This is a genomic window from uncultured Sphingomonas sp., from assembly GCF_964021865.1.
Lineage (GTDB): Bacteria > Pseudomonadota > Alphaproteobacteria > Sphingomonadales > Sphingomonadaceae > Sphingomonas.
Window position 1 is genome coordinate 1 of sequence record NZ_CAXIAM010000006.1, and the last position, 15,605, is coordinate 15,605.

General features: G+C 70.5%; 14 protein-coding genes. 12 read left to right on the forward strand and 2 right to left on the reverse strand.

What is annotated here, in order from left to right; genetic code table 11:
* The 9 genes from AADI75_RS02730 to AADI75_RS02770 form a co-directional block, all read left to right on the forward strand.
* The coding region (locus AADI75_RS02730; RefSeq protein ID WP_341207518.1) for a Mur ligase family protein at window positions 1-936 on the forward strand (936 nt) is incomplete at its 5' end.
* Complete coding sequence (locus AADI75_RS02735) at window positions 933-1,133, forward strand: hypothetical protein (protein ID WP_341207519.1); 201 nt, start codon at window positions 933-935, stop codon at window positions 1,131-1,133. The genes AADI75_RS02730 and AADI75_RS02735, both read left to right, overlap by 4 nt.
* Complete coding sequence (gene murB / locus AADI75_RS02740; protein WP_341207520.1) at window positions 1,130-2,038, forward strand: UDP-N-acetylmuramate dehydrogenase; 909 nt, start codon at window positions 1,130-1,132, stop codon at window positions 2,036-2,038. Before AADI75_RS02735 ends, murB begins: the two co-directional genes overlap by 4 nt.
* Window positions 2,035-2,982: a D-alanine--D-alanine ligase gene (locus tag AADI75_RS02745; protein ID WP_341207521.1), complete on the forward strand. Its 948-nt coding sequence runs from the start codon at window positions 2,035-2,037 to the stop codon at window positions 2,980-2,982. The genes murB and AADI75_RS02745 overlap by 4 nt, the downstream gene beginning before the upstream one ends.
* Window positions 2,979-3,968, forward strand: coding sequence for a cell division protein FtsQ/DivIB (locus AADI75_RS02750; protein WP_341207522.1), 990 nt, complete (start codon window positions 2,979-2,981; stop codon window positions 3,966-3,968). The genes AADI75_RS02745 and AADI75_RS02750 overlap by 4 nt, the downstream gene beginning before the upstream one ends.
* A gap of 12 nt (window positions 3,969-3,980) precedes the next feature.
* Window positions 3,981-5,240: a cell division protein FtsA gene (ftsA, locus tag AADI75_RS02755; protein WP_341207523.1), complete on the forward strand. Its 1,260-nt coding sequence runs from the start codon at window positions 3,981-3,983 to the stop codon at window positions 5,238-5,240.
* A gap of 116 nt (window positions 5,241-5,356) precedes the next feature.
* A complete protein-coding gene (gene ftsZ / locus AADI75_RS02760) occupies window positions 5,357-6,865 on the forward strand; it encodes a cell division protein FtsZ (RefSeq protein ID WP_341207524.1) in 1,509 nt (502 codons plus the stop codon).
* Window positions 6,866-7,114: 249 nt separating this feature from the next.
* Window positions 7,115-9,109 carry an SPOR domain-containing protein gene (locus AADI75_RS02765; RefSeq protein WP_341207525.1) on the forward strand — a complete coding sequence of 665 codons (1,995 nt, stop codon included), beginning with the start codon at window positions 7,115-7,117 and terminating at the stop codon, window positions 9,107-9,109.
* Window position 9,110: 1 nt separating this feature from the next.
* A complete protein-coding gene (locus AADI75_RS02770; RefSeq protein WP_341207526.1) occupies window positions 9,111-10,274 on the forward strand; it encodes a deoxyguanosinetriphosphate triphosphohydrolase in 1,164 nt (387 codons plus the stop codon).
* A gap of 183 nt (window positions 10,275-10,457) precedes the next feature.
* Here AADI75_RS02770 and AADI75_RS02775 read toward each other — a convergent pair whose 3' ends face one another.
* Entirely contained in the window at window positions 10,458-10,745 is a 288-nt protein-coding gene (locus tag AADI75_RS02775) for a hypothetical protein (RefSeq protein ID WP_341207527.1), read from the reverse strand.
* Between the two features lie 154 nt (window positions 10,746-10,899).
* Here AADI75_RS02775 and argS point away from each other — a divergent pair, with 154 nt between their 5' ends.
* On the forward strand, window positions 10,900-12,627 hold the full coding sequence (gene argS, locus AADI75_RS02780; RefSeq protein ID WP_341207528.1) for an arginine--tRNA ligase: 1,728 nt from the start codon (window positions 10,900-10,902) through the stop codon (window positions 12,625-12,627).
* Complete coding sequence (locus AADI75_RS02785) at window positions 12,627-13,361, forward strand: SPOR domain-containing protein (protein ID WP_341207529.1); 735 nt, start codon at window positions 12,627-12,629, stop codon at window positions 13,359-13,361. The genes argS and AADI75_RS02785 overlap by 1 nt, the downstream gene beginning before the upstream one ends.
* Here the strand turns inward: AADI75_RS02785 and AADI75_RS02790 are convergent.
* Window positions 13,351-14,223 carry a MipA/OmpV family protein gene (locus AADI75_RS02790; RefSeq protein WP_341207530.1) on the reverse strand — a complete coding sequence of 291 codons (873 nt, stop codon included), beginning with the start codon at window positions 14,221-14,223 and terminating at the stop codon, window positions 13,351-13,353. The genes AADI75_RS02785 and AADI75_RS02790 overlap by 11 nt on opposite strands.
* 92 nt (window positions 14,224-14,315) lie before the next feature.
* On the opposite strand from AADI75_RS02790, the gene AADI75_RS02795 reads away from it, so the two are divergent.
* On the forward strand, window positions 14,316-15,317 hold the full coding sequence (locus tag AADI75_RS02795; RefSeq protein ID WP_341207531.1) for a glycoside hydrolase family 3 N-terminal domain-containing protein: 1,002 nt from the start codon (window positions 14,316-14,318) through the stop codon (window positions 15,315-15,317).
* Window positions 15,318-15,605: the final 288 nt, after the last annotated feature.

Genomic DNA, 15,605 nt, shown 5'->3' on the forward strand with positions numbered 1-15,605 from the left:
AGCGACTGGATGGTGGTGGAGGCCGACGAGAGCGACGGCAGTTTCCTGCGGCTCGACGGGACGATCGCGGTCGTCACCAACATCGATCCCGAGCACCTCGACCATTATGGCAGCTTCGACCGCGCCAAGGACGCCTATGTCGAGTTCGTCGAGAACGTGCCCTTCTACGGCGCGGCGCTGCTGTGCCTCGACCACCCGGAGGTGCAGGCGCTGATCCCGCGCGTTCGCGACCGACGGATCGTCACTTATGGCTTTGCGGCGTCGGCGGATGTGCGCGGGGTCAATGTCACTCCCTATCCGGGCGGCAATCGCTTCGAGGCGCTGATCCGCGCGCGCGACGGCGGGGTACGCTCGATCGAGGGGATCGATTTGCCGATGCCCGGCCGCCACAACGTCCAGAACGCGCTGGCTGCGATCGGCGTCGCGCTGGAACTGGGCATCGACGATGCCACTATCCAGAAGGGCTTCGAGCGCTTTTCGGGGGTCAAGCGCCGCTTCACCAAGGTCGGTGAGGTCAATGGTGCGACGATCATCGACGATTACGGGCACCATCCGGTAGAAATCCGCGCGGTGCTCGCCGCTGCGCGCGAGAGTGCGCAGGGGCGCGTGATCGCGGTCGTCCAGCCGCACCGTTACTCGCGGCTCGGCAATCTGATGGAAGATTTCCGCGGCGCGTTCAACGACGCCGATCAGGTCTATGTCACTCCGGTCTATGCCGCGGGCGAGGCGCCGGTGCCCGGCGTCGATGCCGAGGCGCTGGTCGCGGGATTGCAGGAACGCGGGCATCGCCAGGCGGCGGTGGTGGCGGACGCCGCCGCGCTCGCCGATGTGCTGGCGCGCGAGGTACGGGCGAGCGATCAGGTGATCTGCCTCGGCGCGGGCGATATCACCAAATGGGCAGCCGGGCTGGCCGCCGCGATCGGAGAACGCGCATGACCAACTGGTTCGACGCCGCGATCAACTGGCAGAAGCAATTGCTCGACACGCAGCGCACCGCGCTGGAGGCCGGTCGCCACGCCACCGATGCCGGGGCGGCGCTGATCGCGGCGCAGGAGGCGACGCGGCGCGCGGGCGAGGCGAACATGGCGGCGTGGCAGGCCTGGGCGCAATTGTGGCGCGCCGGGCCGTGGTGAGCGCGCTTCCCGAGGTCCGCGGACGGCTGACGCCCCACGCGCCGCTCGCGCCGCTCGTGTGGTTCAAGGCGGGCGGGGCGGCGGAATGGCTATTCGAGCCCGCCGACTCGGACGATCTGTGCGCGTTCCTCGCCGCGCTCGACCCCGCGGTGCCGGTGATGCCGCTCGGGCTCGGCTCGAACCTGATCGTCCGCGACGGCGGGGTGCCGGGCGTGGTGATCCGGCTCGGCAAGCCGTTCGCGACCGCGACCGCGCTGGACGAGGTGACGCTGCGCTGCGGGGGCGGTGCGAGCGGGATCCTCGTCTCCTCGACCGCGCGCGACGCGGGGGTGGCGGGGCTCGAATTCCTACGCTCGATCCCCGGCACGGTCGGCGGGTTCGTGCGCATGAACGGCGGCGCTTATGGGCGTGAGACCGCGGACGTGCTGGTCGCGGTCGAAGTGGCGCTGCGCTCGGGCGAGCGGCGGACGCTGGCGGCGGCCGAGCTGGGCTACACCTATCGCCACTCCGCGCTGCCGGAGGGCGCGGTGGTGATCGCCGCCACCTTCCGCGGGCAACCCGGTGACCCTGAGGCGATCCAGGCGGAGATGGACCGCATCGGCGCCGCGCGCGAGGCCTCGCAGCCGCTGCGCTCGAAGACCGGCGGCTCGACCTTCAAGAACCCCGACGGCCACAAGGCCTGGGCGCTGGTCGATGCGGCCGGCTGTCGCGGCTTGCGGCGCGGCGATGCGCAGGTGAGCGAAAAGCACACCAATTTCCTCCTCAACCTCGGGGGCGCGACCAGCGCCGATATCGAGGCGCTGGGCGAGGAGGTCCGCACCCGCGTGAAGGCGGCGAGCGGCGTCGAACTGGAATGGGAGATACAGCGCGTGGGCGTGGCGACCGATCACGGAGGGGCCGCATGACCCCGCTCCACATCGCGGTCCTGATGGGCGGCTGGTCGGCCGAGCGCGAGGTGTCGCTGTCCTCCGGCAACGGCGTCGCCGACGCGCTCGAATCGCTTGGCCACCGCGTGACGCGCATCGACATGGCGCGCGACGTCGCCGCGCGGCTGGCCGACGCCAAGCCCGATCTGGTCTTCAACGCGCTCCACGGCACGCCGGGCGAGGACGGCAGCGTGCAAGGGCTGATGGACCTTATGGGCGTGCGCTACACGCATTCCGGGCTCGCCACCTCGGTGATCGCGATCGACAAGGTGCTGACCAAGCAGGTGCTGGTTCCCGCCGGCATCCCGATGCCCGGCGGCCGGATCGTGAAGAGCGCCGACGTCCACGACGCCGATCCGTTGCCGCGCCCGTACGTGCTGAAGCCGGTCAACGAAGGCTCGTCGGTCGGGGTCGCGATCGTCACCCACGAAGGCAATTACGGCAATCCGATCGCGCGCGACGCGACCGGCCCGTGGCAGGAATTCGACGAGTTGCTCGCCGAACCCTATGTCCGCGGGCGCGAGCTGACCACCGCGGTGCTGGGCGGTGTGGATGGTCCTCGGGCGCTCGGCGTCACCGAATTGCGACCGAAGTCCGGCTGGTACGATTACGACGCCAAATATACCGACGGGATGACCGACCATATTTTCCCGGCCGAGATCCCCGACGAGATCACGCAGGCGTGCATGGCGCTGGCGTTGCAGGCGCATCGCGTGCTCGGCTGCCGCGGCACCAGCCGCTCCGACTTCCGCTGGGACGACGAGCGCGGCGTCGACGGGCTGTTCCTGCTCGAGGTCAATACGCAGCCCGGCATGACCCCGCTCAGCCTCGTCCCCGAACAGGCCCGCCACACCGGCATGAGCTACCCGCGACTGGTGCAGGCGATCGTCGACGAGGCGATGGCGGAGGCCGGGCTCTCATGAGCCGCACGATCAAACGCGGCGCGGCTCACCCGGGGCGTCGCCCGACCCCGAACCGCCGCCGCGTGCCCAAGGCGTCGCTGGGCGACCGGCTGCTCGCCAAAATGCCGATCAGCGAGGATGCGCTGCGCAAGGCGGTGACTTGGACGGTGCTGGGCGGCGTCGGCGTCGCGACCTTGTTCGTCGCCAATCTGATGGGCGTGCCGCAGGCGATCGGCGCGGGCATCGCCGAGGCGGCGGGGCGCGCCGGCTTGCGGGTCGAACAGGTCGACATCACCGGGCTCAAGCGGATGGACCGCGAGACGGTCTATGCGATCGCGCTGGAGGATCAGTCGTCGCGCGCGATGCTGCGCGTCGATCTGGAACGCGTCCGCGAGCGGTTGCTCGCCTATGGCTGGATTTCCGACGCCTATGTCGCGCGGCGGCTGCCCGACCGATTGGTGATCCACATCACCGAGCGCGAGCCGGCGGCGATCTGGCAGGACAAGGGGCAGTTGACGCTGATCGACGCGACCGGTCGGCTGCTCGCGCCGGTCGCGCCCTCGCACATGCCCGACCTGCCGTTGGTGATCGGTCCCGGCGCGAACCAGCAGGAGCCGGGTTATCAGGCGTTGCTCGCCGCCGCGCCCGCGCTGCGGCCGCGCATCCGCGCCGCGACCTGGGTCGGCAATCGCCGCTGGGACCTGACCTTCACCACCGGCGAGACGCTGGCGCTGCCGCAGGACGGGGCACCGCAGGCGCTCATCAAGTTCGCGCAGATGGACGGCGCGGATCCGCTGCTCGGCAAGGGCTGGCTGCGCTTCGACCTGCGTGACCCGGCCAAGATGTACGCGCGTCGCGCAGGGCAGGATAAGCAACAGGTCGCCGATGACGGCCGCAACGACCCGCCCGCCGATGCCGCCGCGGCGACGGGCAACAACGTGATCGGCGACAACGACCGAACGATCGAGGCGCGCGCCGGGGAAGCGTTGCGCTCCGGCGAAGCATGAGGGGGTAGAACGATGGCGAAGGTAGCACCCGACGGCCTGATTACCGCACTGGACATCGGATCGTCCAAGGTATCGGCGATGATCGCGCAAAAGGGCGATGGCGGCGAACTCAACGTGCTCGGCACCGGCCAGCGCGAGAGCCGCGGCGTCAAGCGCGGCTATATCGCCGACATGGGCGCGACCGAGGTTGCGGTTCGCGAGGCGGTGGAGCAGGCGGAGCGGATCGCCGGGTTCAATATCGAGAACGTCTGGGCGGGCTTTTCCGCGGGCGGGCTGGTCAGCGACGAGGCGTTCATCGAGGCCGAACTCGGCGGGATGCGCATCGAACAGGCCGATATCGATGCCTTGCTCCACGAAGGGCGGCAGTCGATCGATCCGCAGGGTCGCATGGTGCTCCACGCGCAGCCGGCGCTTTATACGCTCGACGGGCTGACCGGGGTGAAGAAGCCGCTCGGCCTCCACGCCGACCGGCTCGGCGTTCACATCCACGTCATCGCCGCCGACGGGTCGCCGGTGCGCAACCTCGATCTGTGCGTGCGCTCGGCGCATCTGGAGGTGAAGTCGATCATCGCGTCGCCGGTCGCGACCGGGCTCGCCTGCCTGACCAGCGAGGAGCGCGATCTGGGCGTCGCGCTGGTCGAGATCGGGGCGGGGATCACCAACGTCTCGCTGTTCGCGGGGTCGATGCTCGTCGGGCTCAAGTCGATCCCGTTCGGTGCCGCCGACATCACCGACGATATCGCATCGGCGTTCGGCACCACGCGGCTGCAGGCCGAGCGGATCAAATGCTTCCACGGCTCCGCCAACGCGTCCCCGCGCGATAATCATGAGATGGTCACGATTCGCGAGCGGACGCAGGAAGAGGACTCGGAGGCGCTTCAGATCACCAAGGCGGCGTTGATCGCGGTGATCCGCCAGCGGCTGGAGCATCTGGTCGGCGAGATTCAGGCCGCGCTCAAGGAACTGAAGTTCGAGGGGCCGGTTGGTCGGCAGGTGGTGCTGACCGGTGGCGGCGCCGAGCTGAAGGGCATTGCCGATTACGCGCAGCAGGCGCTGGGCCGATCGGTGCGGATCGGTCGCCCACGCGGGCTGACCGGACTGCCGGAGGCGCATGCCGGCCCGGGATTTGCAACCCTGGCGGGCCTCGCGTTCTTCGCGGCCAGCGATCCCATCGACCTGCGCGGCCTCGCGCCGACGCAGCAGATGGTCCACCGTCAGCGTGGCCTGCGCGGGTTCTGGAAGCTCGTTCAGGCGGCGAAAGCGAATTATTGACGCGACAACAGGGCGGTTGACGGTGTTTCCTCTTTCACCCGACGCCCGCATGTTGCACATCGGTGTAAACGGCCCGTTATGAACCATGCGATGCGGGCGGACGGAGTAATGTTGCGATGAGCATCGAATTCATCACGCCCGATCTGGACGACCTGACCCCGCGGATCACCGTGATCGGCGTCGGCGGGGCCGGCGGCAATGCGATCGCGAACATGATGCGCGCGGACGTGCAGGGCGTGAACTTCCTGGTCGCGAACACCGACGCACAGGCGCTCAAGCAGTCGGAGGCGGAGCAGAAGATCCAGCTCGGCGCGAAGATCACGCAAGGTCTGGGCGCGGGCAGCCGCCCCGAAATCGGGCGCGCCGCCGCCGAGGAAACGATTGAGGAACTGGGCCGGCTGCTCGAGGGCAGCCACATGTGCTTCATCGCCGCGGGCATGGGCGGCGGCACCGGCACCGGCGCGGCTCCGGTCATCGCCAAGGCGGCGCGCGACATGGGGATCCTGACGGTCGGCGTCGTGACCAAGCCGTTCAGCTTCGAGGGCAATCGCCGCTCGAAGTCGGCCGAGGCGGGCATCGAGGAGCTGCAGAAGTTCGTCGACACGCTGATCGTGATCCCGAACCAGAATCTGTTCCTGGTCGCCAACGCCAACACCACGTTCAAGCAGGCGTTCGAGATGGCCGACGAGGTCCTGCAACAGGGCGTGCGCGGCATCACCGACCTGATGGTCATGCCCGGCCTCATCAACCTCGACTTCGCCGACGTCCGCTCGGTGATGCAGGAGATGGGCAAGGCGATGATGGGCACCGGCGAGGCGGAAGGCGACGACCGCGCGTTGATCGCGGCGCAGAAGGCGATCGCCAACCCGCTGCTCGACGGCGTGTCGATGCAGGGGGCCAAGGGCGTGATCGTCTCGATCACCGGCGGCGACGACATGCGCCTGCTCGAGGTCGACGAGGCCGCGAACCACATCCGCGAGCTGGTCGACCCGGATGCGAACATCATCTGGGGTTCGGCGTTCAATCCGGAGCTGGAAGGCAAGATCCGCGTCTCGGTCGTCGCGACCGGCATAGAGAGTGTCGGTCAGGCGACCGCACCCGCCGCCGCCAGCGCGCCGTCCGAGCCGCCGCGCACCTTCAGCTTCTCCGCGCCGCGCCGCAACGAGGCCGCGCCGGCCCCGGCGCCGGTCGCCGCCGCGCCGGCCCCGACGCCCGCACCGCAGCCGGTCGCATACGAGCCGACCCCGGCGGTTCCGCCGCAGCGGCCGAGCGGCGCCGCGGCGGATGCGATGGCCGAGGGCGTCCCGCCGGCCAACGGCGGCGTCGGTGTCGATCCGTCGCCGGCGCGCCCGGCCGAGGACGAACTGGTGCTGGGCGCCGAGTCGCTGATGCCCGCGCCGGGCGCGACCCCGCCGGCCGGGGAGGCGCAGCGCCGTCGCTTCCTGTCGCCGGGTGCGCCCGAGGAGGAAACGCCGGCACCGGCCGCGCCGCGCGTCAAGCTGGGCGGCACGCTGTTCGAGCGGATGCAGAATGCCACCCGCAACGCCGGTGGCCGTGCCGCCGAGGACGACGGCCGCGAGCCCGGCGACCTGCCCCGCTTCCTGCACCGCCAGAACAACCAGTAACCTTGTCGCCGGCGGTGCGCGGATCGACCGTGCACCGCCGCCCAGGCTCGCTTCGTCGCAGGCGGGGGAGCCGTGTCATTGCCGGGTCGGCGCCGAACGGCTCTATGGCGCGATGGTCGCCCGTCCGTTCGCCCTTGTTGCTGCCGTCACCGCGGCCTTCCGGGGGACGGACGCGCCGCGCACGGTTTCGATAGTTCTTTCTTCCGGTCCGTCCGGCCCGTTCGCGGGCCGCGACGGGGAGCTTTACGCATGACCCATGTCGCTCGATCGCGATCGGGACGTTTCCGCCTCGCCGGTTGCCTTGCCGTGTCGCTCGCCGCCCTGTCGATGACGGCGGCGGGCGGGGCGGTGGCGCAAGAGGTGGTCGCGACCCCCAATCCCGATGCCGATCGGCTCGCCGATGTCGTGCGCCGGCTGGGCAGCGCGCCGCGCGACCTGTCCGCGCTGATCGAGGCGGGCGACCTGTCGTTCGCGCTCGGCGACGCCACCGCCGCGGCGGCGCTGTACAAGCGCGCGGAAGCGGTCGATCCCAATAACGGTCGCGTCAAGGCGGGCATCGCGCGCATCCTCGTCAACGGCGAGCGTCCGGGTGAGGCGTTGCGCTATTTCGAGCAGGCGCAGCGCCACGGTGCGCCGATGCCGCAATATGCCGACGATCGCGGGCTCGCCTATGACCTGATCGGCGAACAGGAACGTGCGCAGCAGGACTATCGCCTCGCGCTGGCGCAGGGCGGGCGCGAGGCGACGCGCGAGGACGAGATCCGCCGCCGCTATGCGCTGTCGCTCGGCATCTCGGGGCGGCGTGACGACGCGCTGGCGCAGATCGAGCCGTTGCTGCGCCGTCAGGATCGCGGCGCATGGCGCGCGCGCGCCTTCATCCTGGCGATGAACGGCGACGTGTCGGGCGCGAACAAGATCGCGACCAGCATGATGCCGCGCGGCATGGCCGGCGGGCTGGCGGCGTTCTTCCAGCGGCTGCCGACGCTATCGCCGGTCGACCGCGCCTTCGCGGTCCATTTCGGTGAGGTCGCGCCCACCCCGGCGCGGCTCGCCGACGCGCGGATGGTCCCGCCGCTGACGCCGCTGGCGGGTACGCCGGCCCGCACGCAGGTCGCCGCCGTGGCCCCGACCGTCCAGCCGCTGCCGACACCGCAAAAGAAGCTGTCGCGCAGCGAGCAGCGCCGTCGCGATCGGGCCGAGGCGCAGCTGGCGGCGGCGAACACGCGTTCGCCCGTGCCGACCCCCGCCGCCGCAACGCCGACGCCGACGCCGACGCCGACGGCCACCGCGCCCGTGCAGCAGGCGGCGGTGCAAGCGCCGCGCGCCGCACCACAATCCGTTACCGAGCCGGCGCGGCCGGCGGCACAAGTCGCTGCGGCGACGCCCACGCCGATGCCGACTTCCGTTGCGCAGAGCCAGCCGGTTCCTGCGCGGACGATCACGCCCGCGCCGCAGCTCGCCGCCGCGAACACCACGCCGCCGCGCCCCGAGGCCACACGCCGCGCGCCGCCGTTGCGCGTCAGCCCGCCGCGGATCAGCGAGGATTCGATCCTGGCGCGGATCGTCGCCGGCATCTCGGTCCCGGCCGCCGAACTGGGCGTCGCGCCGATGCCGGGCGCGCAACGCGTCCCGGTCGTCGCGCCGCCGGCCCCGGCCGCCGCGACGCTGGAGGATGCCGCGCAGACCGCCGAGCGCAACGCCGCCGCCGACGAGCAGAAGCGCACCAGGCTCGCCGCTACCAAGCGGCTGTCGCAAAAGGCGGTCGCCGCCGCCGAGCAGCCCGAGGAGGCGTCCGCCGCCAAACCGCTCGACCGCAAGGCGCGCGCGAAGGAACGGGCTGCGGCGGACACCGCAGGGAAGCCGGCGGCCAAGCCGCTCGACCGCAAGGCACGCGCCAAGGAACTCGCCGCCGAGAAGGCGAAGAAGGACGCCGCCGCCAAGGAAGCTGCCGAGAAGAAGGCCGCGCGCGCCGAGCCGGCGCGGATCTGGGTGCAGGTCGCGAGCGGCGCGAACGCCGACGACATGCCCAAGGCGTGGAAGAATGCGCAGGCCAAGGCCGATGCGCTCGCGGGCAAGCGCGCCTACACCGTCCCCAACCGCGCGACCAACCGGCTGGTCACCGGCCCGTACAAGACCGAGGCCGAGGCGCGCGCGGCGGTCAACGCGCTGAAGAAGCAGGGGCTGTCCGCCTTCACCTTCACCAGCGAGCCCGGGCAGAAGATGACCAGGCTGGGCGGCAAGTAACATGGCCGCGCTGGCAGCGTGGGCGGCCGATCCGGCGCGCAGCCGCGGGCGGCTGCATGTCGAGGAAAGCGCCGATCGCGGCCCGCGCGACGCGTTCCAGCGCGACCGAGACCGGATCATCCACTCGATCAGCTTCCGCCGGCTGCGGCACAAGACGCAGGTGTTCCTCGCCCCCGACGGCGACCATTTCCGCGTCCGCCTGACCCACAGCCTGGAGGTCGCGCAGATCGGCCGCACGATCGCGCGCGTGCTGGGGCTCAACGAGGATCTGACCGAGGCGCTCTGCCTCGCGCACGACATCGGCCACCCGCCGTTCGGCCACGCCGGCGAGGATGCGCTGCGACAGGCGATGGGCGCGGCGGGCGGCTTCGATCACAACGGGCACACGCTGCGCACGCTGATGCGGATCGAGCGGCCCTATCCGCGCTGGCCCGGGCTCAACCTGACGTGGGAGACGCTGGAGGGGCTGGCCAAGCACAACGGCCCGATCGCGGTGCCGGCATGGGCGCTGGCGGAGGCGGATGCCGAGGCGGCGCTCGACCTGACCTGCCATGCGTCGCTGGAGGCGCAGGTCGCGGCGCTCGCCGACGATATCGCCTATGACAATCACGACATCGACGACGGCCTGCGCGCCGGGCTGCTGACGCTCGACCAGATCGCGGCGGTGCCGCTGGTCGCGGACGGCTGGCGGCGGGTCACCGCGCGCTTCGCGGACGTGCCGCGCGACCGGCTGGCGGGCGAGCTGATCCGCAGCCAGATCGGCGCGATGGTCAACGACCTGATTTCCGAGTCGCGCACCCGGATCGCTGCCGCGGGGGTGCGAAGCGTCGAGGACGTGCGCGCGGCGGGGCGCGCGCTGATCGGCTTCTCGCCCGCGATGGCGACGGCGGAGCGCGAGCTGAAGCGCTTCATGTACGCCAATCTCTACCACCATCCGCGGCAACTGGCGGCAGCGGGCGCGGCGCAGCGCGTGGTATCGGGGCTGTTCGCCGCCTATCGCGATGATCCGCGGCTGTTGCCGGAGGAATGGCGCGACCGGCTGCCCGAGGGCGAGCCGGCGGTCAGCCGCCACATCGCCGACTTCATCGCCGGGATGACGGATCGATACGCGATCTCACGCTATCGCGAGACGGTCGGCGCGATCGACCTGCCCGAGGGCTTCTGACCAAGAACGTCATTGCGAGCGTAGCGAAGCAATCCAGGGCCGGATCAGGACGCCCTGGTTCGCTTGGCTACGCTCGCAATGACGTAAACCTTTCGTCATCCCGGGCTTGACCCGGGATCCCGCTTCTTCTTTTGGCCGTCGGCGTAAAGCGGGGCCCCGGATCAAGTCCGGGGCGACGCGAGATCAGTTCGCCGCGACCGACACCGGCGCCAGCGGGCGGGCAGTGCGGAACGAAACGTCGCGGCCGTTGGCCTGGCCCGAAACGCGCGTGCCCTTGACGGTCAGACGGAAGCGGCCGGCGCTGCTGCCGACTTCATGGCCCTGGATCAGCGTGGTGCCGTCTTGGTTCGGAGTCAGCGAATAGACATAGGTGTGCCCGTCGCGGGTGAAGCTGCGCTCGGACGTCGCGGCGGCGGCAACGGCGGGGACCAGCGCGGCGGCGGTCAGGACGAGAGCGATCGAAGAGCGCATGAGACGTTTCCCTGTCTGAAGATGATGCGGTGCAGCATCCATGCTGCGCTGCAACAGCGCAATTGCCGGTCGCGCATTCGTCGTTGCGGCTGCTGCAACTACGCGCGTGGCCCGGCCTTTTGCGTCCGCGCCGCCCTTGGGCTAAGCGGCGCGCATGACGCTCTTCACCCGTTTCACCGCCCATGTTGATGCCGCACTCGACGCGCTGACCGCCGCCGGCACGCTCCCGGCCGACCTCGACCGCCGCAACGTCACGGTCGAGCCGCCGCGCGACGCGACGCATGGCGATCTGGCGACCAACGCCGCGATGGTGCTCGCGAAGCCCGCCGGGACCAACCCGCGCGCGCTGGCCGAGGCGCTGGCGGGCGAGCTGCGCGCGCTGCCGGAAGTGGCCGACGTGTCGGTCGCCGGGCCAGGCTTCATCAACCTGCGCCTCCACGACGACGTCTGGCGGCGGGAGATCGCGACGATCGTCGGCGAGGGCGGCGATTATGGCCGCTCGACACGCGGGCAGGGCGTGTCGGTCAACATCGAATATGTCTCCGCCAATCCGACCGGCCCGATGCACATGGGGCATTGCCGCGGCGCGGTGGTCGGCGATGCGCTCGCCAGTCTGCTCGAATTCGCCGGACACAAGGTGATCCGCGAATATTACGTCAACGACGCCGGCGGGCAGGTCGACGTGCTCGCGCGTTCGGCGCACCTGCGTTACCGCGAGGCGCTGGGCGAGGAGGTCGGCGCGATTCCCGAGGGGCTGTATCCGGGCGATTACCTCGTGCCCGTCGGGCAGGCGCTCGCGCAGGAATTCGGCGACCGTTATGCCGCCGCGCCGGAGGACGAATGGCTGGCGCTGTTCCGCACGCGTGCGGTCGCGGCGATGCTGGTGCTCATCAAGGACGATCTCGCCTTGCTCGGCATCCACCACGACCTCTTCTCGTCTGAGGCGGCGTTGCAGGCCGCGAAGAAGCCCGAGGCTGCCGAAGCGGTGCTGCGCGCGCGCGGCCTGATCTACGACGGCGTGCTCGACGCGCCCAAGGGCGAGACCCCCGAGGACTGGGAGCCGGTCGAACTGCCGCTGTTCCGCTCGACGCAGTTCGGCGACGATCAGGATCGCCCGATCCGCAAGTCGAACGGCAGCTGGACCTATTTCGGCGCCGACATGGCCTATCACTTCCAGAAGGCCGAAAGCGCCGACCAGTTGATCGACATCTGGGGCGCCGACCACGCCGGCACCGTCAAGCGTATCCAGGCCGCGGTCGCCGCGCTGACCGAGGGCAAGACGCGCTTCGACGTCAAGCTCGTCCAGATGGTGCGGCTGCTGCGCGGCGGCGAGCCGGTCAAGATGTCGAAGCGCGCGGGCAATTTCGTCACGCTCGCCGATGTCGTGCGCGAGGTCGGCAAGGACGTCGTACGCTTCACCATGCTGACGCGGCGCTCGGATGCGCAGATGGACTTTGACTTCGCCAAGGTGGTCGAGGCGTCGAAGGAGAACCCGGTTTTCTACGTCCAATATGCGCACGCGCGCGTCCATTCGTTGCACCGGCGCGCGTCGGAGGCGGGTATTTCGGCCGCAGATGCCGATCTGTCCCGTCTCGATACGGAAGAATTGGCGCTGATCCGGCTCGCCAGCCAGTTCCCGCGCGTCGTGGAGACCGCGGCGGCGGCGCGCGAGCCGCATCGCATCGCCTTTTATCTCTATGATCTGGCGGCCGAATTCCATTCGCTGTGGAATGCCGGCAACGATCGGCCGGACCGCCGCTTCCTCGTCCCCGACGACCACGCCGTCACCGCCGCAAGGCTGTCCTTGGCCGCCGCGATCGGCCAGATTATCCGAAACGGCCTCGCCATCATGGGGGTAGAGGCGGTGGCGGAGATGCACTGATGCGTGAGGGGGAGCCGATCGGGCGGATGAGCGACGCGGATCGCCTGCCGTGGCTCGATACCGTCGAGGCCGACGATCCCTATGCGGTGCCGGTCGGGCGGATCGTCGTGCTGGTCGCGATCGGCTTGCTGGTGCTCGGTGCGATCCTGTTCGGTCTCTATCGCTGGCAGTTTTCCGGGAGCGGCGGCGACGGGCGGCTGATCGCCGCGCCGGCCGGCGACTATAAGATCCGCCCCGACGAGCCCGGCGGGATGAAGGTGATTGGCGAGGGCGATTCGGCGATCGCCGCCAGCGCGGGCAGCCATACCGACGCCGCGATCGATCTCGGGCAGGTACCCGAAGCGCCGGTGGCGCGCGCGACGACGCCGGTGCCGAGCGCCAGCACCCCCGCGAGCGGCGCGCCGACTGCCAGCGTCGCGGTGCCACAGGCCGCCGCGCCGCTGCGCGCGCAACGTCCGGTCAGCGCGCCCGCGACGCAGGTGTCGGGCGCATCGTCGGGCGGGGCGATGGTTCAGCTCGGCGCCTTCCCCAGCCAGGCGGTCGCGAACGGCGCGTGGAGCCAGATCGCGCGCCGCTTCGGCTATGTCGCGACACTGGAAAAGGTCGTGCAGCCGGCGGTGGTCAAGGGGCGCACCGTCTACCGCCTGCGCGTCAACGCCGGCAACGCCGCCGCCGCCGCCGATCTCTGCGCGCGGCTGAAGCTGGCCGGCGAGGGCTGTTTCGTCACCGGATAAGCCGGAAGATGCCGCGATCGGGCAGCCGTACCGAGAAGGTATAGTGCATCCCGATCGCCACCTGTAGCTGCGTCGCCGAATCGGCGCGGCGGATGATCGGCGAGTCGGCGGCATCCCCGACCAGCCGTTCGTAGGTGGCTTGCGCCTCGATGCCCCAATGGCGCGAAATCTCCTTCGAGGCGCTGCCGGTCAGCGCGACCGAGCGCAGCCCGGCCTTGGGCGTATAGCGCTGCAATCCGGTCGCGGCCGCCGCGCGATCGTCGACCCCGAACCAGGCGCGCTGATAGCGCCCGTCGCCCAGCAGCACGCGCGGGCCCAGCGACACCAGCCAGTCGTCGCCGTCGCGGCGGACGTAATCCATCCCGAGCTGGCTGATGAAGCCTTTGTGGCCGTTGACGCCCTTGCGCACGTCGCCACGCCAGCGGACCTGATCGCCGGTCCACGTCTCGATCGAGCCACCCAGTTCCAGCGTCCGCCCGACACCCGGCAAGCCGGGGACGAGATCGCCGCCGCGCCGCCGCCCTTCGCGGCGCAGCGCGATCGCATATTCGGTCCGTCCGCGCCGAATCAGCGTCAGGTTGGTGCCGTCGTCGGGCGCGCCGAACGCGAACGGCGTGTCGCCGCGTGTCCGCGAGAGGCTGAACCACGGGCTCAGGCGGCGCTGATCGTCACCGGGGAACCACGGCTGCCATTGCGGCCCGGCGGCAACCTGCACGCGCATCGGGACACGGGGCGGGGGGACATCGTCAGGGGTGGTCGATTGCAGCGCGCCCGGATCGGCCGGCGGCGGCGCGTCCTGCGCCAATGCAGCTTGGGGCAGGGCAGCGACCAACAGGCAAGCCAGGCAACCCGAAACGCGCATCGTCTTCTCCTGCAATCGCCCATAGCTAGGCCGGACGCGCGGACTTCCAAAGTCATTTCCTCCGCGCCGCGTTCCGCCCTAGAAGCGCGCGCATGAAGCCTGTGATCTTCGGCCTGTCCGGCCCCGTCCTCACCGCGGCGGAACGCGCCTTCTTCCATGCGGTGCGCCCCGCTGGCTACATCCTGTTCCGCCGCAACGTCGAGACGCGCGCGCAGCTGCGGGCGCTCACCGACTCGCTGCGCGAACTGGAGGGGCGCGACGATGTCGCGATCCTCGTCGATCAGGAGGGTGGACGCGTCGCGCGGCTTGCGCCGCCGGAATGGCCGGCCTTTCCCGCCGGGCCTGAGTTCGACCGCCTCTATGAATTGGCCCCGATGTCGGGGATCGAGGCCGCGCGCGCCAACGGCCACGCCTTGGGGCTGATGCTGTCGGAGGTCGGGATCACCGTCGACTGCCACCCGATCCTTGACGTCGCGCGCCCCGAGACGACCGAGGCGATCACCGGTCGCGCGTTCGGGCGCGAGCCGATGCGGGTCGCCGCGATGGGCCGTGCGACGCTGGAGGGGCTGGCGGCGGGCGGCGTGGTCGGCGTCGTCAAGCACATGCCGGGGCATGGCCGTGCGCTGGTCGACACGCATTATCACCTGCCGACCGTCACCGCGTCGGCGGAGGAGCTGGAAGACGATCTCGCGCCGTTCCGCACGATGGCGCATGCGCCGATGGGGATGACCAGCCACATCGTCTACCAGGCGTGGGACGCCGAGCGGCCCGCGACGCTGTCGCCGGTGGTGATCGACGAGGTGATCCGCGGGCGGATCGGCTTCGACGGGCTGTTGATGACCGACGACATCGACATGAAGGCGCTTTCGGGCTCGGCGGGGGACAAAGCGGCGGGCGCGATCGCGGCGGGGTGCGACGTGGTGCTCGATTGCTGGGCGCGGATGGCGGAGATGGAGGAGATCGCCGCGCGGCTGGGGGAGATCACACCCGCGGCGCGCGAGCGGCTCGACCGGGCAATGGCGGGGCGCGTGGCGGCGAAGGGCGACATGGCGCCGCTGCTCGACAAGCGCGACCGGCTGTTGGCGTTGGTATAGCCGAGACTCGTCGCCCCGGACTTGATCCGGGGCCCCGCTTCTTCAGGCGAACCGCTCGAAAAGATCGAGCCAGTCGGGATTGTCCTGCTCGATCAACGCGAACTTCCATTCGCGTCGCCAGCGTTTAGCTCAAGATAAAGTGAAGTAGACTTACCCCTCCCCTTCAGGGGAGGGGCAGGGGTGGGGTAGTGTCTCACCGAGACCGATCCTCGCGTACCCCACCCCAACCCCTCCCCTGAAGGGGAGGGGCTTGATATCGTCACGCGCCTTTCACTTGTCACCCGCGTT

Coding starts and splice junctions, on each gene's coding strand:
- AADI75_RS02775 (WP_341207527.1), bottom strand. CDS start 10,745: ATGCGCTCTTCGATCGCTCTCGTCCTGACCGCCGCCGCGCTGGTCCCC.
- ftsZ (WP_341207524.1), top strand. CDS start 5,357: ATGAGCATCGAATTCATCACGCCCGATCTGGACGACCTGACCCCGCGG.
- argS (WP_341207528.1), top strand. CDS start 10,900: ATGACGCTCTTCACCCGTTTCACCGCCCATGTTGATGCCGCACTCGAC.
- AADI75_RS02790 (WP_341207530.1), bottom strand. CDS start 14,223: ATGCGCGTTTCGGGTTGCCTGGCTTGCCTGTTGGTCGCTGCCCTGCCC.
- AADI75_RS02770 (WP_341207526.1), top strand. CDS start 9,111: ATGGCCGCGCTGGCAGCGTGGGCGGCCGATCCGGCGCGCAGCCGCGGG.
- AADI75_RS02785 (WP_341207529.1), top strand. CDS start 12,627: ATGCGTGAGGGGGAGCCGATCGGGCGGATGAGCGACGCGGATCGCCTG.
- ftsA (WP_341207523.1), top strand. CDS start 3,981: ATGGCGAAGGTAGCACCCGACGGCCTGATTACCGCACTGGACATCGGA.
- AADI75_RS02765 (WP_341207525.1), top strand. CDS start 7,115: ATGACCCATGTCGCTCGATCGCGATCGGGACGTTTCCGCCTCGCCGGT.
- AADI75_RS02750 (WP_341207522.1), top strand. CDS start 2,979: ATGAGCCGCACGATCAAACGCGGCGCGGCTCACCCGGGGCGTCGCCCG.
- AADI75_RS02795 (WP_341207531.1), top strand. CDS start 14,316: ATGAAGCCTGTGATCTTCGGCCTGTCCGGCCCCGTCCTCACCGCGGCG.
- AADI75_RS02745 (WP_341207521.1), top strand. CDS start 2,035: ATGACCCCGCTCCACATCGCGGTCCTGATGGGCGGCTGGTCGGCCGAG.
- AADI75_RS02735 (WP_341207519.1), top strand. CDS start 933: ATGACCAACTGGTTCGACGCCGCGATCAACTGGCAGAAGCAATTGCTC.